We start from the raw sequence: 19,928 nt of genomic DNA, 5'->3' as shown, positions 1-19,928 counted from the left end.
ATTTGCACATTTCAATCTGCTCGCAGATTGTTGACAAGCTGCGCTTGACCCGATAATATAAAGGCAAGTCGAATACACGCCAAGGAGGTGCAACCATGACCGCCGTGATCTACGCCCGCTATTCATCTGACAGCCAGAGAGAAGCGTCCATTGAAGGACAGCTGCGCGACTGCAAGGACTACGCCGAGAAGAACGGTATCACCGTGGTCGGCACCTACATCGACCGTGCCTACTCTGCCAAGACGGATGACCGCCCGGACTTCCAGCGGATGATTAAGGACAGCGCAAAGAAAATCTTCGACGTAGTTCTGGTCTGGAAGCTGGACCGCTTTGCCCGGAACCGATTCGATGCCGTGAACTACAAGTACCAGCTGGAAAAGAACGGTGTCCATCTGGTGTCTGTCATGGAACCCATCTCGCAGGGGCCTGAAGGCATTATGGTGGAGAGTATGCTGATTGGCATGGCGGAATACTATTCCGCCGAACTCGCCCTGAAAGTGGCGCGCGGTGAGCGCGAAAATGCCCTCCAGTGCAAGTACAACGGCGGTGTGGTGCCGCTGGGCTTCACCATCGGCAAGGAGGACAGGCTGTACCATATCGACCCGGAAACGGCTCCTATTGTGCAGGAGATCTTCAGCCGGTACGCCGACGGCGAACCGGCTGAGAAGATTGCCGCATCCCTGAACGAGCGCGGCCTGCGTACCCGCACCGGGAAGCCGTTCGTAAAGAACAGCTTCTTCCAGATCTTCCGCAACCGCCGCTACATCGGCGAATACCGCTACAAGGACATTGTGACGCCGGGCGGCATTCCGGCTATTGTTGATCAGGACTTGTTCGACCGGGTGCAGCAGCGTTTCGAGCAAAACAGGATCGCCCATGGTCGGCCTGCAAAAGAGGATGTGAGCTATCTGCTGACCACCAAGCTGTTCTGTGGCAAGTGCGGCACCCTGATGGGTGGCGAAAGCGGCACCAGCCACATGGGAAACACCTACTATTACTACAAGTGCGGCAACGCCAAACGCCACGGCAAGGCGCACTGCGACCTGAAAGCCATCCGTAAGGAGCCTCTGGAGCGGTTCGTGGTGGACACTGCCATTAAGGTGATTTTCAGCGATGAAATCATCGAACAGCTGATAGATTTGGTCATGGAAGCCCAGCAGAAGGAGAACACCCGGCTGCCTGTCCTGAAAGACCAGCTCAGGGACACAGAGAAGCGGCTGGCAAACCTTCTGGAAGCCATTGAACAGGGCATCCTGACCCCGACCACCAAGCAGCGGTTGGACGAACTGGAAGCCCGGAAGGAAGCCCTGAACACCAGCATTCTGGAAGAAGAGCTGAAAAAGCCAGTCCTGACCCGCGAATGGATGCGGTTCTGGTTTGAAAAATTCCGCAAGGGTGACATGAGGGACATGGAACACCAGCGGCAGATCATTGATACCTTTGTCAACTCGGTCTACGTTTTTGACGACCGGGTCGTGCTCAATTTCAACTTCACGGACGATTCCAAAACCATCTCCCGTGAAGAGGTGTTGGGTTCGAGTGCTGTGGACAATGCTCCACCATGCAAAAGCCACTAACAAAAGTTAGTGGCTTTTCTTTTTGTGTTATACGCGGACTTATGTTGGTGTATAGAGAATTAGGGACTCGAACAGCACGGCCGCGCCGCAGGCGGGGCAGCAAACACCCCAGTGGGGTGTTTGCTAGTGCGCGGGTTCCAACGGTCAGGAATGTCTACCGGGGATGATGCTCAAAAGTCCAGCTGGTCAGAGAATGGTTTGAAATCTTTAAGCCCCCTTTTCAGTCGTTTGTAGCAGATCTGTAGCAAAATTCGGGGAGGATCGGCAAAATGGCTCCGTAAACCTGATTTTTGCGGATTTTTTGGTATAAAATTTTATCCTTGAATTTTGTGCAGAATAACAGGGGCGCTTTCCATTCGGATTCTGATGCCGTACAATAAAGGAAAAGATCATGGATGAAAGGAGAAATCGCTGTGCGCTACACCATCCGGCATTTTGATTTGCCACTGCTTACCTTTGAAGCAAACATGGACAGTGCAGATACTGGCCTCCATTTTATAAAGGTCTACGAAGAAAACCGTTCCTTTCTACCTTTGAACCTGACTGTATCAGAAGATGGCGTGGAACGCTGGCTGCGGCATCGCACAATTCCGAAGAACCGAGCGTATGTAGATGCTCTGCTCTCTAAGGTGGGGCTTTCTTTGAATCGACCGCTTGGAATTATTGCAGCCAATAAAGGTCTTTCATTCAATGATTGCTTTTGGGTAGATGCAGAGGGCTCCGGTGACACCTTTGAAAAAGTAAATCTTTACGATAACCGATTCAGTCAGGTGCTGGCAGCAATCGCCTTTACAGGATATGGCAGCAGCATACGAACTTCGCTTGCGTCCTGCCCGGAGTTCTCGACCAACGGGATGCTGCCAAAATGCTGGCGCAGACAAAACGGAAAAATCTATCTTTATAAAGGTGGCACGTCAGGGTTCAGTAATCTGGGATTTGAACCGTACTCGGAACTGTACGCCTATCAAGTTGCGCAGGCAATGGGTGTAAATGCAATTCGCTACACTCTAACGAAAGACCTGAAAAAGACGCTTTGTTCCAAGTGTGAGCTGTTCACCAGCAAAGAGTATTCTTATATTCCCATCGGACAGCTTGTGTCCAAAGGTGGAATACAGGTTATCGAGAACTTCTTCATTCTCCCAGCTTTCTGCGGCCTTACCCCAAAGGGTCACATAGAACATTTGCAGCATCTGCTGCTCTACCGGCGGCAGGGCTGCAAAATTGGTGTTGTCCAATTTCGGCAGAAGCCCCGGCAAAAAACGGATCCACCTGCGGGAATCCACGACTGCAAAGCGTGCAAGGGCTTTGGGCATAGGTTCTTCCAAAGGCTCTGCAAAATCGGATGCCGACCCTGCGCGGACGCACAGCCTGCTGAAGCAGACCTTTTTGCTGTAAATTGCACGGGGGTCGAGATGATAGTATGATGCTACAATAAAAAGAGACTGATGCAGTGCAACAGTCTCTTTTTAGCATTGAGGCTTATACAACGGGTGTTTTTTTATAAAAATCCGTAGCAGCGCCTCCCATTCCAAGAGTGGTTTTGATGCCAACTCCGCCATGGGATGCAAAAGAGAGCAACGCGTTCCAAAGTTCCAGAAGCGGCGGCGCAAGGCGTGCCTCGATGGTCACATTGCCTTGAAAGGCTGGAATGCGCGTTTCTTTCAGCAGATAACGTGTGGTATGGAGATTATAATCCACAATATGAAGCCCTTGCTGTAAAGCCTGCAGTGCATCAGAATCGATAAGGGCATATTCTGGAAAGGCAGCGTTCCAATGCGCAATCAGACTTTGCAAAAGCAGAGTTTCCTGCGGGAAAATAGTATAGCGGCCGGACTGCTTGAAGGCGCAAGGCGACAGAAAAGCAATTTTGGCACGGGTTTCGCTGTGGGAACGCCCAGAACGGATCAGCTCTTCAGCGGAGATTGCCGGAAAGGTGCGGACCTCTGAAACCGGGAGTGTCAATTCATGCAGAGGGATTTCCTTTGCAGATTCCAAAACGGGAAAAACTACCTGTCGAGCAGTGTCATTCAGCAGGTTGACCGTCCAGATCAAAGACTGTTTTTCCGGCGAAAAACATAGAAAATGCGCAATGGGGTGTTCCCCTTGCAGATGCATCTGCTCTCCAAATTCAGAAGAAATCTGTGACATCAGCCAGCCATACAGACGATAGGACCACGACTGGGGAATCCGCACATCATTGGGCGGAGATAAAACCAGTTGAATCTGCTGGATCATAAGATACTCACCCCGCAATATCCATAGGGATAAAGCCGACCACGAAAGCGAGCATATTTCATGGTGTGCGGGGAAATACCTTTTTCGGCATCACGCTCATGCTTATGTTTACGGAACATCTGCGCCATTTGCTCTGCTGTCCAGCGCAAACCTTCTTTTTCGCCCAGATAGGGATATGCCAGCGACTTGGCAAAGAACCCGGAGCCGCCGCCCAGGATCAGGTGTGGCTGCTGCGGCAGGTTAACGGCACCGCGCGGCAGGGTAAAATGCCGAGCGTAGGTCTGCTGATAGGATGCATCGAACTGTTGGATGGCTTCCAGCAGAGAGTCTTTTGTAATGCGGCCCTTCAGCACAGACTGATCCAGGGTCAGCTTGAACCGGATGGCTGTGCCCGGTGCGGCGCATTCTCGGCAGAGGTTGATGCTGTGGGTTCCGCCATCTGTGGCGGAGTCTGTTTTTCCGGCCAGCATCATGCAGTTGTCCGGGATTGAGAGGCTGTCGGAAACCTGAATGCCACGGAAAATGCTGTTGACAGCGTCCGGAGCGGTGCTTCCATCTTTCAGCGTGCGCAGATGCAGCTGGTTGACATATTTCTCTTCCGGAAAGGCGGCCCGGCGGTTTGGTGCAAGGCTGTGTCCGGTGCTGCGGTCAGCCAATACCGCACTCAGCAGCCATGCAGTACGCAGCGCACCCTTGATGCTGCTGCCGGGAATGTAGGCATGGCCCTGCGCATCACGCTGGAAAGCATGGATCTCTTTCAACGAGTGCTCAGCATCCAGCGCATCTCCCACCTCGATCTGATAGCGCGTCAGCGTTTTCAGTTCTGCATCGGAAATGCCGCAGTCTTTGGTCAGAAATGCCCAGAGATTGGACTGCTCGCTAAGCATAAACTGTCCGTACTTGTCCACCAGATCGTGCTCGACCAGAAAACTGAAAAATTTTTGCTCGTCCAGAAAGGAGACTTTGCCATTACGGGTGTTGTACATGTACTCTTTTTTGGTATAGCTGCTGCCGTTGCCAACAAACAGAGGTGCCCATACATTCAGAGTAAGGTCAAAGATCTGCAGATGATCCTGCTGAATCATAATGTCACCCCCATAAAGATTGGCTTGGAATAGCGGTATACCGGATGCACATCCGACAAACCAACATCATACAAAGCACCCTGATAACGATTTTGCAGGACAGACCCTGCCGAAAGGGCATACTGCGTTTTTTTCTTCAGTGGAGTTTCCACACGATCGGATGCCATAAAGCCGCTGCGGCGCACCAGCTGGAAGGAGGCGCCCTCTAATGCATGATCCAGTTCATCTGTCTGCGGCAGGCTGGTGGTCAGCAGCAGATAGGGTGCGCGGTTGGCAGAAAGTGCACGGCGCAGCCATTTGGTCTGCGCGTCAGAGGGTGTATTTAGACAAAGCTTTTGCACTACATGGAACTTTCCGTAACCAGAGCTGACTTTGCCGCCGATGCCGGTAGCGCCCAGCCAATCCAGCAAATACTCCAGATCTTCATCCTGACCATCTTCGGTAAATCCGCAGATGAAATACAGTCCGCAGTCCGGCGCAAAACGGAACAGTCCAACCTGATACGGCATGGTATCCCCCTGCATGGGAACGGCTGCCTTGGTCTGCTCATAGTGGGTGCCAAAACTTTCCGGTTGCTCGTCAGGGGTAAAATGACCTTCATGCAGGCTTCTGGCGTAGCGGTCAAATTCCAACACAGGGATCCATGCTAGCTTTTTTACCTTTTTACGAAGGGTGGTTTCTACCTCCTCGGTGGATTCTGACGCGGCAATGGGCTTTGGCAGGTAAAATGTTTCGCCATACCAGGGCATTGTATCGCTGAGCAGGAATTTTCCCTGCCGGACCTGCGCACAAAGCTGTTCCAGAGCTTCTTCTCCGTGCTGGACGAGGGTCTCATGGCAGAGGGCAGAAAACAGGGTATCTGCCCGCAGGGTTTCTTCGGAGGTATAAAGCGACAATGCAGAGTCGGCCCCTCCAAAATGAACAGCTGTGTCAAACTGCAGCTTAAACAGAAAATAGTTCATAACTATCCACCTCATCAAAGAGGGATTTCAGGCGGCTGAGATCCGCCTGCGCGCCATAGCCTTCCAGCGCAAAGTTTTTCAGGCTGACACGGCCGCTGCCGCGGGAACCATGGCCGCCCAGATAATCCATCTGCAGCAGCTTCATGCCTTTGGCCAGAAGAGAAAGATCTTCCTCGACCTGTGCCGGGTCGGTTACATCGTAAACGATGCTGACACCGAACTTTGCACCGGCGATCACACGTTCGATCTGGCGGGGATTGGCCACAGAGTTGGCACGGGAAATTGCGTTTTCGGTCTTGACCTCGGTCACACCCACATTGGAAAGCTCTTTTGCATTGGACAAAAAGGCATCCGCAAACTGCAGGCGGGAACGGCGCACCGGCTCCGAGGAACCGAACAGGCGCAGAATGCGCTCGTCGTCCTTGTCGAAAGCAGGCATGTGTTCGATATCCTGACAGGTGCTGCGGGCCAGCAGGGTACGCAGTTTGCCTTTCAGACTGCTGCCGGGTACGATGGGATAACCGGTATAGGGGTCACGCACCACCGGGCTGTCCACAGCACCAATGGCAGAAAAGGCAGAGGAACCGCCGATGTGCATACCGGTGCGCACTTCCAGATCGCACCGGATCAGAATTTTTCCATACATATGATTACCCCTCCTTGCCGCCGAAGTAGCGGTGGAAAGCGACCAGCGCTTCCATGTAGTGTGCAAAGCGGATCAGGTCCGCACGGTCGGTGGAAATGCCCTTGAGGTATTCCAGCAGGTTCGTCTGTGCCACAAAGCTTTTTACGGTGTCATCACGCCCGCACTCATAAGCCACCCGGACCCGCATCAGGTTGAGCTTCACGATGCTTTCTGGCCGCAGCTTTTCCTCGGTGCGGATGTTTTCCGTATTAAAGATATCCGTCACGAGGCTCAACAGGTTGCGAATTTTGCTGGTGGTCACGGTCTTGCCGCCGCTCATGAGGCTGCGCATAATACGCTCGGCTTCGTCTACATAATCTTCCGGCACCTTTTTCGGCGTGATCTCCGGCGGCAGCTCTTTCTGCTGCCCATAGCTGCTACGGCTGTTATAGCTGCCGGAACTGCTGCGGTTTCCGTTGTAGCTGTTGCTATATCCGCTCCGGCTGTTGTTATAGCCACCGCCGCCATAGCCGCCCCGGCCATTATCATTCCATCCTGCCATCTGTGTCGCCACCCTTTCTGTTCTGATAGACATAAATATAAATTGCGGTGATGAGCTGGTGACGCTGTACGGCATCCAATGCCCAATCCATCATGCTGCGAGAGAATTGCTCGTAAAGTTTATAATCTGGTGCATTCTTTTTGGGGGAAAGCCGCGCCAGCAGGTAAGCGTACCGTGCAAGGTTGATGCGGTCGTTTTCTGCTTCCCGCAGCAGTGCCAGAAGATTGTAGAGCATGGCGTTTCCATGCTCGGCGTTATCCCTGCCGAAGAAGCTTTGCAGGCAGCCGACCTTTTCGGTCAGGACCTTTGCGCGGAAGGTGTCCCACGCATAGATATGTCCCTGCTCCGGCTGCACCAGCAGATTGCCCTTTGCATCCCGGACTGCTTTGCGCTCCGGCGTAAACAGCGCCACAGCATTCTTGCCGGGCAGATGCTTGGCGGCTTCTTCCAGCGCGGCAGTTTCCTCGGCGGAAAGCCGGATGGGGTAATGGTCATCAAAGATGCCAATGCCCGCGCTGAGAGTCAGTGCACCGCAGGAAAATGCGGTGAAATTACGCTGGATGCGCTGTGCTGCTTCCAGAACATCGTTCCATGCGCCCACAAGGAATACATCGTCGCCGCCGGCGTAGACGATGCTTACATGCAAGCCCTCTAGAATGCCGTTGATGTAGCACTTGAAAAACAGTGACATCTGCCGGGAGAACGCCGAGGTGCGGGACAGGGTAACATAGTGCATCCGTTTGACCGGGTCTTTCTCGTTTTCCTGTTCAAAACCGGAGATGAAGGCATGGCCGAGGTTGTCCACATCCATACGGCAGACCGCAATGCGGCGCACACCCTCGGACTGCTCTGCCAGTTCTTCCATGCTGTTGCTGGCGGCGTAATCGCCAACATACAGGTTGGTGCTGTAAGTAAGGCCGGTGAACGGTGCATTTTTGGTATATACACGCACGACCGGCTCGCCGGAAGCCAGCCGTTTGCGGGCAGAGAGCGGATCCGTCAGGGACAGATATTCGCTGCCGCCATCCAGTGCAGGCAGGGTGCAGTCATCGGCAGCCGAGGGCTGACGGCTTACTACCAGAACGCGCTTGTTCTGGATCTTAATGGAAAGATCTACGAACAGTTTGCACCAAGGGCAGAGATCATCCTTCAGGTTGGCACTGGTGCCGCACACCTTGCATTCCCGGCCATCCGGGTAAGCGGCGGTACTGTTCAGCTGCCGCAGATCCTCTGCGGTATAGCGGTGGAATTTGTGCTGTTCCAGCAGCCGGTTCACCCGGCGGAACAGCTCTTTGTAGGGGCTTTTTTCAGCCGGGGTATTGGTCAGGTCGTTGCCGGAGCAGGGTGTCCATGCGTTGGCCAGAAACAGCTGGGTGCCGAACTGCTGCTGCAGCCAGCGGTTGAACTGCCGGTTCCACCGGGTCAGGGTATCGGCCACAGCGGCAGTGTTGGGCAGCAGCACATAGCAGTGCCCGCCGCCGCTGTAGATCAAGTTGGCGCGGGACACGCCGCACCCGGCCAGAAGCTCGTCCAGATAGTGCTCCATGAGCAGCTCCAGAAAGAACGACCGGCTGCGCAGGGAGCGCAGGGCGTTTTCGGTATGGACGGTATAAAGAAACTTCTGGATGCGGGAAAAATCAGCGGTATAGAGCAGAAAAGCGTCCTTCTGGCAAAAATCCTTCTCCTGCTCAAAAAGTGCCTTGCGCAGGTCGGTGATGTTGTTTGCCTGCACATATTCGCTGATGCACGCCGCAATGGCTGCGGTGGTCTTGGCGTGGTCAAACAGGGAAACATCCGGGCTTTCGCCGGTAAAGGTGCTGGACGGAAAACAGCTGAACTGCGTTTCCAGCAGACCCAGCAGCGAGTTGATCCACTCCGGCTGCGGCTGCAGATCCGGCAGGCACTCGCTCAGCTTGCGTACAGCATCTGCATAGACGGAAGCGGAAAGCGGCTGCTGCTGCCGTGGCAGCTTCAGGCTGCCGTCCTGCGGCTGCGCAGGCATCATCCAGCCGGGGTGGGAACCGTTCAGGTGGGTGAACACCGAGTCCAGCGGAAGATCCCGCCGGAAGGAACTGCTTTCGCCTTCGACCTCCCGGCGGTCTGCGGCGGCAGAAAGATCATCTGCCAAATAAACGATATAGGCCGGGGAATCGGCCGGCAGAGCCTTTGCTGCACCGCGCAGCGCGGCGGCGTGGTGGTAGCGCACACAGTCCAGCGCCGGGGCCCAGTCTGCGCCGGACAAAACGCCGTGCAAAAATTGGTAGCCCTGTTCACTGTGGCTGCCGCGCTGCCCACCGGCACGGTACACCGCTTTGCCGGTGTCGTGCAGCAGCCCGCCATAGGTGGACTGCAGGGTGAGGACGTTCAAAATACCATCTCCTTTACGGATTGTGGAAGAATTGCACAATAAACGGAAAATGTATTTGTTGATTTTGTAAGAGATGCTTGGAATTGGCTTTATTATAGCACATTTTGTCGCTATGTAAAAGCCGCAGCAGAGAAAATATCACAGCAGCTGCAATCGTTCCGTTCATAGAGGAACAGCCCACGGAAAACAAGAAGTTAAGGTTTGCAAAAGAAAAAACTCCGCATCTTTTGATGCGGAGTTTTTTGTCCCCTTACGGGGATGGTACCTGATCCTGAACACGGCACGCGGGAATGGTCCGGTTTTCGCCCCCTTACGGGGATGGTACAGGCTCGTTACAGTGTTCGATAAGAAAGGAGAAGGTTTTCGCCCCCTTACGGGGATGGTACCCCTAAGTCCATTCAGATTCGTGGTGCCCATATGTTTTCGCCCCCTTACGGGGATGGTACAGAATAAGGGGGAACCATCATGACTACAATCAGGTTTTCGCCCCCTTACGGGGATGGTACTGCTCAACGATGGCAAACTTGTCAAAGGCATGATGTTTTCGCCCCCTTACGGGGATGGTACTACTATGCTGTGGGATTCGTACATCGTTAAATAGTTTTCGCCCCCTTACGGGGATGGTACTATGATGTTCGTTTATAACATGTTCCACAGCCTGTTTTCGCCCCCTTACGGGGATGGTACACTAAATATATCACAGAATATCGTAAAATGGAAGAGCTGAATGCCTGAAAACTGTTCACTTTATTGGAATAAAGTAAATCCGCGCGAAAAGGACAACGATAAATCCTGAATCATAATTGTGCCGTGGAGGATAGAAAGAAAACCCTCTTTCAGGGCGAGCCATAGCGGCGGAAGCCTGCAAAGGCGAAGATGCTGCGCTTCAGGGTGCTGCCGTCCGGGTAGGTGGTCTCCTGACTCTTGCGGCGGGAGCAGGCGGCCAGCGTGGGGATGCCCGCGGCTTCCAGACGCTGGACTACCCGGTACACAAAGGTGCACTCGCCCTGACAGAGCACAGCGTCCGGGTCAAGGTGCAGGATGTGGTCGGCGTATACCGCGGCAAGGGAGTCCAGTGCGGCCTCGTCGGCGGCGGGGTCGATGGCGGGAAACGCAAGATCGACCACCTTGCCGTAGCGCTGCGCCGCCGCCTGCTGCTCGGCGCTCCACAGGGCGTAGGGGTGGTTGGAAAAGTTGATGAACATAGCGTGTACCTCCCGGTTCTTTATAAAAGACTCCCGTCCGCACAAAACGGACGGGAGCGCTGGCGCGGGGCTCACCGCTTGTCGATGCGGTGGCCGATGTTGTTGCCGGCCAGAGCGCCGGTAACGCCGCCAACGATGGCCAGCGGGATGGTGCCGGCAATGGCACCGACAGGGCCGCCCACGGCGATGCCCATGGTGGCGCCCTTCACGGCGCCTGCGACGGCACCGGCTGCGGCGCAGCCCAGAGTAGAGATCAGCTCAAACATGTTTTTCACCTCCTTTCACCTACCAGAAGCCCATGGCAGGGGCGCAGTTAAGGCGTAAAAAAATAAATCTGCATAAATTTTTTAAGCCATTGTAGCAGCGGTCTTTTTATGGTATGATGCAGATAATGGATCTTATAAAAAGGAGTGTTGCCCTGTGCTGAAGACTTATATCACCACCGTGCCTTTGCAGGGAAAGCTGGACCCCATGCTGTACCAGCGGGACCATGTAACCCCGCCAGTGGCTACCTGTTTTCCCATCGTGCAGGTGATGCGGGATACCCTTGAACCCGGGGACACGGTGCAGCTGCTGGCCATCCGACAGGAAAATGCCGATACCGCCCGCAACTATCAGCGCCTGCTGGAAGAGCTGGCGCAGCTGGGAATTGCGGAACATCAGGTGCGGCAGATCGACCTGCCGGAGGATCAGTGCCCGGAAACACTGATCGGCCTGTGCCGGGATCTGGTGGATGCCCTGCCGCAGGTCACCCGGGTGTATGCCTGCATCACTTACGGATCCAAGAGCATCCCGGTGGTCACGCTGACGGCATTGACCTGCGCCGAAGCTACCCATACGGAGCTGGAAGTAGGCGGTGTGTATTATGGTGAGGTCAAGCGGGAAAACGGGCGGGTGCTCAGCGCGCGGCTTTACGATATGGCGGCACTGTATCAGCTTTCCGGGCTGGTAGGCACCATGCGCGACAGCAGGACCGCCGAACAAGTGTTCCATCAGCTGATCTGGATGAACGAGAACCGGGAGGACTGAGCAGCGATGAATGATGTGAAAACATGGGCGGACATTGATGCTTCGCCGCTGCTGCAGCTGCCGCCGGAACAGCGCAAAAAGCTGCACGATGCCAATGATGAACGGTTCCGCACGTTCTGGGCGGAATGCTTTCTGACCGCACAGGCTCCCGGAAGGGGAGAGGATGCATGGAACAGCGTGGATTTCTGCAAGGCGTTTCTGGATGCGTTTGATTTTTGGGAAGCAAAGCCGGGGCAGACCTTCAGTATGTATCTGCGCGCCGCCGTCCGTCATGCACAGGCACACGACCAGCAGCAGGAAGAAATGGCTGTGACGGGTTTCGGACGCGAGACGAACCGCAAAATCAAAAAAGCGCTGGAGTACATGGAAAAGAACGGAATTACAGAGAGTGTGCTCTGCCGTGACCCGGAAAAAGAACAGGTGATCGCCGATATTGTTGGGGGTGGGTGTAAAGACCCTGCGGGAAGCACTGCGCAATAAGCAGTCGGTGCTCAGTCTGGACGACACTGGCGGAGAGGATTCGGCGCTGGGCGACCGGGTGGTTTCCCAAGAAAAAAGCGTGGAAGAAAAGGTGGAGCAGAGCAGTGAAATGCTGGCATGGCTGCACCGCGGCATAGGGCTGATGAACCTGCAGCAGAAGGAAAAATACGGCAAGACAGCTGGCCCGTTGTGGAGCAGCGTGCTGATGGGCTTTCTGCGCAACAATGACGCGCTGGACCCGGCAGAGGATGCACCCGCGCGGCTGGCAAACTGCGATGATCTGCGTCCGCTGGAACAGGACAACTGCCTGTGGGATATCCTGCTGCTGCACCGGTATGTGGAATTTACCGTTCAGCCGCCCTATGCGCCCGAAGCGCTGGAATGTGCCGCGCTCCACGCCCTGCTGGACCCGGAGCGCAACCCGGCGCAGGATAAGACCGTGGCAGAGTTTCTCGGCGTGAGCAAGGCGGCTGTATCGCAGCGGCGCAAAACATGGCAGCAAAAACTGGTGCAGATGAAAACGGAACAGGAGGATGGATAAGATGGGACGCGATGTTTTACTTTTATATATGAGCCCGAAAAACCCGAACTACAAGACCCAGACCAACGAGGGCGCGGTGCGGTATCTGATAAAGGAAAAGGAGACCCCGGACTGCATTCTGGCACTGTGCAGCGAGACGGTGCGCAAAAAAGCTATGGTGGAAATGCCGGACGGCAGCACCTGCACCACGCTGGAATATTTCCGCGATGCGTTGCGCAGGGTGGGCATCCCGGCAGAGCGGCTGGTGGTGATCGAAGTGCCGGACAGCATGGATGACGAGAAAAAGCAGTTTCAGGCCATCTCGCAGCTGCTGGACAAGATCGAAAAAGAGGACACCCTTTCCATCGACCTTTCCGGCGGTATGCGGGACACTGCCATGCTGCTGGTGACCGCTGCCCGCTGTATGCGGGACCTGCGCGGTGTGCAGACCCGCCGGGTGATTTATGCAGAGCTGCGCGGGGAAGAGCCTGTCGCGCACGACCGCACCCAGCTGTATGATCTGTTCGACTTTGTTACCGCCATGGACGAGTTCTTCTCCACCGGCACCGCGCAAAAGCTGAAGAGCTATCTGTGGAGCGAGGGCGAAAAAGACCCGGTGCTGCACACGCTGCTGACCCGCATCAACCAGTTCTCAGATGACCTGGCGCTGTGCCGGGTGCAGAAGCTGAACGACGATTTGAACCAGATCGCTCAGGCGCTGAAAGAAACGCCCAAGAAGAGCCAGAACCTGACCGACCTGTTCTTCCGGCTGCTGAAAGACCGTTTCAGCACCGAGTTTGCAGAGCTGCTTACCTCCGGCGAAAAGGTGCTGCCTGCACTGGTGAGCTGGTGCGCCAAGCACGGGATGTACCAGCAGGCGCTGACCCTGCTGTGCGAGCAGATGCCGGAATATGTCTGCCAGCATCTCTTTGTGCAGCCCACTGCAAGAGGCTGGGACTATCTGGCAGATCAGAAGCAGAACGAGGGCAAGCCGTGGGTGTACCCGCTGTTCCATTTCCATTTCTGCTGGTTGGCATTGCTGCAGAATGGAAAATTGAAAGAAATTTGCACAACCGATTTGCGCCTGACCAAAAGTAAAGATGATGCGGGCGGCAATATGCTGCTTGGCGTAGCAAATGCCGCAGAAATGCACGATTATCTGGATATGGTGCTTGCCTCTGACCAACTGGCCATCGACCCTGCCATCCGTCCGCAGCTGGAGCAGGCCGCCCTGCTCTACCAGCGCGTGGTGAAGTACCGCAACCAGATCAATCACGCCAGCGGCAGTGACTTGGGCCTGTTGAGCGATCGCATTCTGCCGCTGGATACCGAGAGCATTGAAGAGACCCTGCAAGAGATCGCCGACTACCTGCATGAGATCCGCCCCTTGAAGCGGAACGTCCCGCAGGGCGTCAAGGCGCTGCCTGTTACAAAGACGATCCCGGCAGGCGCAGCTCCCAACCTGTAAAATAGAATATAAGAAAAAGCAAAGCACCTCCGCTGCTGGCAAACGCCAGTGGCAGAGGTGCTTTTTTGTCCCCTTGCGGGGATAAATTGCAATAAATCGAGAGTTACGCAGACGAGTGCGACATCAAGCTTTCGTCCCCTTACGGGGATAAGCCGCAATTGTACATAGAAGGCGTTGGTGTGCGGATTGTGCAGTTTTCGCCCCCTTACGGGGATGGCGATACGAAAGCAACGAAAGCGGGGGTTTATATGACATTTTCGTCCCCTCGCGGGGATAAATTGCAATGAGATGCTCAACGTTGTAGCAATCATGGGCAGGCTGTTTCCGTCCCCTTACGGAAGATAACTTTACTGTATCACACATTGATTCAAAAGAAAAGAACCATCCACAGGAGAAGCGCGGATGGAGTAGAAATGATAAGCCATCAGCCGATTCCCTTTGGTGATAAGCGGATGTTCCACTATTTCCGGGAGGAAAGCATCGTGTGCAGTCGATGGCGGGCATGAGTATCTCCGTAGGTGTGGAAACCCGGAAGACTGGGAAGAATTATCTGAAACGCAAAGTGTAGATGATTGAAAATTAAGCTGAACACGATCTTTGAAAGCAGAAGTTCAGCGGCAAGCAAAAAAGCTCTTGACCTCTATATTAAAGGCCAAGAGCTTTTTGCAAAGATGATGCTGTAAAGAAGTAAAACAGTGAAAGCAATAAGAACAGGTGGTCAATTACTTTGCATTTTTTGCATACAGATCTGCGGCGAGGGATAGACGGTCTGGCACAGATTATACAAAAACAGGCTGCTGGATTCCTGTTCCAACAGCCTGTTTCTGGTTGCACAGCACATCATATTCCGCACAAGCGGAATCCATCATTTCTCGTATCCCAAGGTCGCTGCCATGACGGCCTTGATGGTGTGCATCCGGTTCTCGGCCTCGTCGAACACGATGCTCTGGGGGCCTTCAAACACTTCGTCGGTCACTTCCATGGCGTCGCGGCCAAAGCGCTCGCCCATCTCCTTGCCTACGGTGGTCTTGTGGTCGTGGAAGGCGGGCAGGCAGTGCATGAACACGGCGTGGGGGCCTGCAATGTCCATCAGCTGCTGATTGATCTGGTACGCAGACAGGTCGTTGATCCGCTCGGCCCAGACCTCCACCGGCTCGCCCATGGACACCCACACATCGGTGTACAGCACATCGGCACCCTTGGCGGCTTTAGCAGGGTCTTCCTCAAAAGTGAGGGTGGCGCCGGTCTGAGCGGCAATGGCCTGACACTGTGCCACAAGGGCCGGGTCCGGCTGGTACTTTTTGGGTGCGCAGGCGGTGAAATGCAGGCCCATCTTGGCGCAGCCCACCATCAGGCTGTTGCCCATGTTGTAGCGGGCATCGCCAAAGTAAACGAAGTGGATGCCCTTCAGGTGACCAAAATGCTCCCGGATGGTGAGGAAGTCGGCCAGGATCTGGGTGGGATGGAACTCGTTGGTCAGGCCGTTCCACACCGGGACCCCCGCATAGCGGGCCAGATCTTCCACGATCTGCTGGCCGTAGCCCCGGTACTCGATGCCGTCAAACATGCGGCCCAGCACCCGGGCGGTGTCGGCAATGGACTCCTTTTTGCCGATCTGGCTGCCGGAGGGATCAAGGTAGGTCACTTCCATGCCCAGATCGTGTGCGGCCACCTCAAAGCTGCAGCGGGTGCGGGTGGAGGTCTTTTCAAAGATCAGGGCAATGTTTTTGCCCGCAAGCTGGTCATTGTGGCGGATACCGGCCTTCTTTTTTGCCTTCAGGTCGGCGGCAAGGTCCAGCAGTTCCTCCATCTCGGCAGGGGTGTAGTCCAATAGCTTCAAAAAGCTGCGGTTCTTCAGACTCATTGTATATTTCCCTCTCTATGCAAAGTTTGATGTATGTTTATGCGAAGTGCAATACTATTATAATACGTTCTCCGCAGCCGGTCAAGAGGACACGGCCATCTTGACAAACCACGATGCTGCGAGTATACTACAAACAGAAGGGGCGCTGACCGCAAAGGTCAGCTTTCCGTCCCGTGAGTCAAAAGAGATTGACCGTCAGGCTTGGAACACTGAGGCGGTCAATCTTTTTTGTTATCATCGTCTTTTCGGTCGTGTGAAATCTTCCACGCGATATCGAATGCAGCTTTCGCTACATCGAGGATCAGTGCAGCCGCTGCAATCAGAAGGGTCAGCAGCAGCATGGTCTCAGACAACGTCATCCGACATCCCTCCCTTCGCCTTCAAGGCTCCGGGCAGGGTACTTCCCAAAAAGTTTCCTCCCGGAACCTCTGCTTGTTCTAAGTAAGAATAGAAAAGCTCGTGATACGGGACAGGAAAGCATGACCACCAATTTTGCAATCAGCGCCTTATCAACAGTTTAGCACATCTTTCGCGGCAGCACAACCGTTTTTTACAGCTCCAGCTCGGCCCGGCGTCCGGTGGGGGTATAGGCAGTCAGCTTCACACCGGCCTTTTTGAACATGAACCGCGCCGCCACGCTGGAATCGCTGTCGTGGTATTTATCGCCGTAGTACACCACCTCGGCAATGCCGGACTGGATGATGGCCTTGGTGCACTCGTTGCAGGGGAACAGGGTCACGTACACCCGTGCCCCCTTCAGGTTGTTGTGGGCGCTGTTGAGGATGGCGTTCAGCTCTGCATGGCAGACATACATATACTTGGTGTCCAGCGGGTCGCCCTCCCGCTCCCACGGCATCTCGTCGTCGCTGCAGCCGATGGGCATACCGTTGTAGCCCAGAGACAGAATCTTGTTTTCCGGGCTGACGATGCATGCGCCCACCTGACTGTTGGGGTCCTTGGAACGCATGGCGGTGAGCAGCGCAATGCCCATGAAATATTCATCCCAGTTGATGTAATCGGTACGTTTCATCGCGGAAAAACCTCCTGTTCCGGCAGCGGGCCCGCCGCTTGACAAACCCGGTAAAATACACTATACTACGAATAGAAAAGGTGCTGACTGCAATGGTCAGCTCCTCATCCGGCGAATCAGTCGTAAAGAATGACCGCTTGCTTTCTGAGGGCATGAGCGGTCATTTCTTTTTGCCGTTGGAAATCGTCCATGTGATCTCGAAAGTAATGTACACTGCTCCGCCAAGAAGCGTGAGCAGCAGCACGACCTGTTCAAACGTCATGAGGCATCCCCCCTTTCCGCTTTCGCGTCAGGGGAAGCAAAAAGTTTTTCGTCCCCTCTGGCGCGCAGCCGGAAGGAGCTAGACCACCGATTATGCAATCAGCACCTGATCACCGCCGAAGCGGCATCTACAGCATACCATAAAATCATACGCTTTGCAACGAAAACACCCCCGGCATCGCACCTGTGTGCGGCACCGGGGGCTTGCTTTTTCTGCGGGGAAAGCTCCCAAAATGTCAACTTGCACAAAACACTGCCCTGAAGTTTGGCAGGCATTTGACCGGCTTTTTTCGAACGATATATTTAAAAATCGTTTTGAGTGTGGTATTATCTTTGTAAAATATGCCACAAAAGCGGAGAGAATGCTCCGTGCGGCGGAAATGAGGGAAAAACCGATATGAAATACGCAAGCAACAACATCCGCAATATCCTGATTGCCGGTCATGCCGGCAGCGGCAAGACCACGCTCACTGAGGCGCTGGTCTATTTTTCGGGCGCTGCCGAGCGTATGGGCCGGGTCGAGGACGGCACCACGATTTCGGACTTTGACCCCGAGGAAGCAAAGCGCAAGGCCAGCCTGTCGGCGTCTGTAGTGCCGGTGGAGTACGAGGGCATCAAGTACAACCTGATCGACGCCCCGGGCCTGTTCGACTTCGAGGCCGGCGAGTATGAGGGCATCCGTGCTGCCGAGAGCGTGCTGGTGGTGGTGTCCGGCCGCAGCGGCGTCACCGTGGGTGCCGAGAAGGCCTTCCAGCTGGCCCGTAAGAACAACAAGGCTACGATGGTTTTCGTCTCCAAGTGCGATCTGGAAAACGCCAACTACTTCAAGATCCTTGAGGATATGAAGATCAAGTTCGGCTCCACCGTCTGCCCCTGCGTGGTGCCCGCCAAGCTGGACGACGGCACCCCCGTGTACATCAACCTGTTCAGCCAGAAGGCCTTCAAGTACGAGGGCGGCAAGCAGATCCAGGTGGACCTGCCGGACATCGGCCACCGTTTTCAGGGCCTGATCGAGGCCATGAGCGAAGCCATCGCCGAAACGGACGATGAGCTGATGGAAAAGTTCTTCGGCGGCGAGGCCTTTACCACCGAGGAGATCGTGGAAGGCATGCGCAAGGGCGTCAAGGACGGCCTGATCACCCCCGTGTTCTGCGGCAGCGCCGTGAACCAGCAGGCGCTGGATATGCTGCTGTTCAACATGCACAAGCTGCTGCCCAGCCCGGAGCACGAAGCCAGCACGCTGGCCGAGGATGCCGACGGCGAGCCGGTGGAGCTGCACTGCACCGTGGACGAGCCCACCGCCGCCTACGTCTTCAAGACCGTGGCCGACCCCTTTGTGGGCAAGCTGAGCTACCTGCGGGTGGTCAGCGGCAAGGTGACCGCCGGCGAACCGCTGACCAACGCCCGCACCGGCGACGTGGAAAAGATCACCAAGCCCCTCACCGTCATCGGCAAGAAGCAGGTGGACTCGGACGGCATCATTGCCGGTGACATCGGCGCCGTGGCAAAGCTGGTGAGCGCCAAGACCGGCGACACCCTGTGCGACGCCGACCGTGTGGTGAAGCTGCCGGCCCCCGTGTTCCCGCAGCCCAGCCTGTTCATGGCCGTCACCGTGGCCAAGAAGGGCGACGAGGGCAAGATCTCCAGCGCACTGGCCCGCCTGATGGAAGAGGACCCCACCCTGAGCTACCAGAACAACGCCGAGACCCATCAGCAGGTCATCGGCGGTTTGGGCGAGCAGCATCTGGACGTGGTGAAAGCCAAGCTGAAGAACAAGTTTGGCGTGGAGATCGGTCTGGAAGCACCCCGCATCGCCTACCGCGAGTCCATCCGCAAGGCCTGCCAGAAGCAGGGCCGCCACAAGAAGCAGACCGGCGGCCATGGCCAGTTCGGTGACGTTATCATCAACTTCGAGCCCTGCGACAGCGAGCAGGTGGTGTTTGAGGAGAAGGTGTTCGGCGGCAGCGTGCCCAAGAACTTCTTCCCCGCCGTGGAAAAGGGCGTGCGCCTTGCCGCCGAAAAGGGCGTGCTGGCAGGCTACCCCGTGGTGGGCCTGAAAGCCACCCTGCTGGATGGCAGCTACCACCCGGTGGACAGCTCTGAAATGGCCTTTATCATGGCTGCAAAGCTGGCCTACAAGGCCGCCATGCCCGAGGCAGGCCCCGTCATTCTGGAGCCAATCCACACCCTGAAGGCGCATGTGCCGAACGACAACACCGGCGACATCATGGGCGACGTGACCAAGCGCCGCGGCCGCGTGCTGGGCATGGAGCCGGACGAGGACGGCCTGCAGACCATCATCGCTGAAGTGCCGCTGGCAGAGTTGGCCAACTTTACCACCTTTATCCGGCAGACCACGCAGGGACGCGGCTGGTTCACCACCGAGTTCGCCCGCTACGAGACCCTGCCCGAGATGCTGGTGCCCGCCGTGGTGGAGCAGGCCAAGAAGCTGGGCAATCTGGACGAAGCCGCCGACGACTGAGCGCGCCAACTCCCCAGCCGCCTGACCGGTGGCAGCCTCCTCGGAGAGGGGGCCTCAGGCTCCCTCATGGAGGGAGCTGGCAGAACCGTCAGGTTCTGACTGAGGGAGTTCCCACCGAAATATGACATCACCCTGACCCCCGTTGACACTTTTCCCTCTGTCAGCGGGGGTTTTT

18 protein-coding genes, 1 pseudogene and 1 CRISPR repeat array are annotated in these 19,928 nt (G+C 55.6%); of the genes and pseudogenes, 7 read left to right on the top strand and 12 right to left on the bottom strand.

Annotated elements, in window-relative coordinates:
* Window positions 1–95: 95 nt before the first annotated feature.
* Window positions 96–1,577: a recombinase family protein gene (locus ACNSPV_RS03910; RefSeq protein ID WP_348584547.1), complete on the top strand. Its 1,482-nt coding sequence runs from the start codon at window positions 96–98 to the stop codon at window positions 1,575–1,577.
* 1,064 nt (window positions 1,578–2,641) lie between these two features.
* Here ACNSPV_RS03910 and ACNSPV_RS03905 read toward each other — a convergent pair.
* The 9 genes and pseudogenes from ACNSPV_RS03905 to ACNSPV_RS03865 all read right to left on the bottom strand — a co-directional run.
* Window positions 2,642–3,001: pseudogene (locus ACNSPV_RS03905) on the bottom strand (NgoFVII family restriction endonuclease); the annotation flags it as partial.
* A 55-nt stretch (window positions 3,002–3,056) separates the two neighbouring features.
* Window positions 3,057–3,812 (bottom strand): CRISPR system precrRNA processing endoribonuclease RAMP protein Cas6, encoded by a 756-nt coding sequence (gene cas6 / locus ACNSPV_RS03900; RefSeq protein ID WP_348584548.1) that lies wholly within the window; start codon window positions 3,810–3,812, stop codon window positions 3,057–3,059.
* The gene (gene csm5, locus ACNSPV_RS03895; protein WP_348584549.1) at window positions 3,809–4,897 is read right to left on the bottom strand and encodes a type III-A CRISPR-associated RAMP protein Csm5; all 1,089 of its coding nucleotides are present in this window, start codon (window positions 4,895–4,897) and stop codon (window positions 3,809–3,811) included. The genes cas6 and csm5 overlap by 4 nt, the downstream gene beginning before the upstream one ends.
* Window positions 4,894–5,859 (bottom strand): type III-A CRISPR-associated RAMP protein Csm4, encoded by a 966-nt coding sequence (gene csm4, locus ACNSPV_RS03890; RefSeq protein ID WP_348584551.1) that lies wholly within the window; start codon window positions 5,857–5,859, stop codon window positions 4,894–4,896. The genes csm5 and csm4 overlap by 4 nt, the downstream gene beginning before the upstream one ends.
* Window positions 5,840–6,505 carry a type III-A CRISPR-associated RAMP protein Csm3 gene (gene csm3 / locus ACNSPV_RS03885; RefSeq protein WP_348584552.1) on the bottom strand — a complete coding sequence of 222 codons (666 nt, stop codon included), beginning with the start codon at window positions 6,503–6,505 and terminating at the stop codon, window positions 5,840–5,842. The genes csm4 and csm3 overlap by 20 nt, the downstream gene beginning before the upstream one ends.
* 4 nt (window positions 6,506–6,509) lie before the next feature.
* Window positions 6,510–7,046 carry a type III-A CRISPR-associated protein Csm2 gene (gene csm2 / locus ACNSPV_RS03880; protein ID WP_348584553.1) on the bottom strand — a complete coding sequence of 179 codons (537 nt, stop codon included), beginning with the start codon at window positions 7,044–7,046 and terminating at the stop codon, window positions 6,510–6,512.
* A complete protein-coding gene (gene cas10 / locus ACNSPV_RS03875) occupies window positions 7,030–9,414 on the bottom strand; it encodes a type III-A CRISPR-associated protein Cas10/Csm1 (protein ID WP_348584554.1) in 2,385 nt (794 codons plus the stop codon). Before cas10 ends, csm2 begins: the two co-directional genes overlap by 17 nt.
* 238 nt (window positions 9,415–9,652) lie before the next feature.
* Window positions 9,653–10,101: direct repeats of the CRISPR family, unit length 27 nt; unit sequence GTTTTCGCCCCCTTACGGGGATGGTAC.
* Between the two features lie 149 nt (window positions 10,102–10,250).
* Window positions 10,251–10,619 (bottom strand): hypothetical protein, encoded by a 369-nt coding sequence (locus tag ACNSPV_RS03870; protein ID WP_348584555.1) that lies wholly within the window; start codon window positions 10,617–10,619, stop codon window positions 10,251–10,253.
* 71 nt (window positions 10,620–10,690) lie between these two features.
* The gene (locus ACNSPV_RS03865) at window positions 10,691–10,885 is read right to left on the bottom strand and encodes a hypothetical protein (RefSeq protein WP_339395488.1); all 195 of its coding nucleotides are present in this window, start codon (window positions 10,883–10,885) and stop codon (window positions 10,691–10,693) included.
* Window positions 10,886–11,039: 154 nt separating this feature from the next.
* Between ACNSPV_RS03865 and ACNSPV_RS03860 the strand changes: the two genes are divergently transcribed.
* The 5 genes from ACNSPV_RS03860 to ACNSPV_RS03840 all read left to right on the top strand — a co-directional run bounded on the left by ACNSPV_RS03860 (window position 11,040) and on the right by ACNSPV_RS03840 (window position 14,692).
* A complete protein-coding gene (locus ACNSPV_RS03860) occupies window positions 11,040–11,648 on the top strand; it encodes a TM1812 family CRISPR-associated protein (protein ID WP_348584556.1) in 609 nt (202 codons plus the stop codon).
* A 6-nt stretch (window positions 11,649–11,654) separates the two neighbouring features.
* Entirely contained in the window at window positions 11,655–12,128 is a 474-nt protein-coding gene (locus ACNSPV_RS03855; RefSeq protein ID WP_348584557.1) for a hypothetical protein, read from the top strand.
* Complete coding sequence (locus ACNSPV_RS03850) at window positions 12,085–12,669, top strand: hypothetical protein (protein WP_348584559.1); 585 nt, start codon at window positions 12,085–12,087, stop codon at window positions 12,667–12,669. The genes ACNSPV_RS03855 and ACNSPV_RS03850 overlap by 44 nt, the downstream gene beginning before the upstream one ends.
* Window position 12,670: 1 nt before the next feature.
* On the top strand, window positions 12,671–14,116 hold the full coding sequence (locus ACNSPV_RS03845) for a TM1812 family CRISPR-associated protein (protein ID WP_348584560.1): 1,446 nt from the start codon (window positions 12,671–12,673) through the stop codon (window positions 14,114–14,116).
* Window positions 14,117–14,557: 441 nt separating this feature from the next.
* A complete protein-coding gene (locus tag ACNSPV_RS03840; RefSeq protein ID WP_418268294.1) occupies window positions 14,558–14,692 on the top strand; it encodes a DUF7695 domain-containing protein in 135 nt (44 codons plus the stop codon).
* Window positions 14,693–14,981: 289 nt separating this feature from the next.
* On the opposite strand, the gene argF is transcribed toward ACNSPV_RS03840, so the two are convergent.
* The 3 genes from argF to ACNSPV_RS03825 all read right to left on the bottom strand — a co-directional run bounded on the left by argF (window position 14,982) and on the right by ACNSPV_RS03825 (window position 17,010).
* On the bottom strand, window positions 14,982–15,980 hold the full coding sequence (gene argF / locus ACNSPV_RS03835) for an ornithine carbamoyltransferase (RefSeq protein WP_339395493.1): 999 nt from the start codon (window positions 15,978–15,980) through the stop codon (window positions 14,982–14,984).
* Window positions 15,981–16,198: 218 nt separating this feature from the next.
* A complete protein-coding gene (locus ACNSPV_RS03830; protein ID WP_348584562.1) occupies window positions 16,199–16,339 on the bottom strand; it encodes a hypothetical protein in 141 nt (46 codons plus the stop codon).
* A gap of 191 nt (window positions 16,340–16,530) precedes the next feature.
* Window positions 16,531–17,010, bottom strand: coding sequence for a deoxycytidylate deaminase (locus tag ACNSPV_RS03825; protein WP_249238021.1), 480 nt, complete (start codon window positions 17,008–17,010; stop codon window positions 16,531–16,533).
* A 658-nt stretch (window positions 17,011–17,668) separates the two neighbouring features.
* Here ACNSPV_RS03825 and ACNSPV_RS03820 point away from each other — a divergent pair.
* Entirely contained in the window at window positions 17,669–19,753 is a 2,085-nt protein-coding gene (locus ACNSPV_RS03820) for an elongation factor G (RefSeq protein ID WP_348584563.1), read from the top strand.
* The last annotated feature ends 175 nt before the right edge of the window (window positions 19,754–19,928 follow it).

The organism is Faecalibacterium sp. 3 (assembly GCF_048323735.1).
In the GTDB taxonomy this organism is placed as follows: Bacteria; Bacillota; Clostridia; order Oscillospirales; family Ruminococcaceae; genus Faecalibacterium; species Faecalibacterium wellingii.
This window is presented reverse-complemented; position numbering and strand designations above follow the sequence as displayed.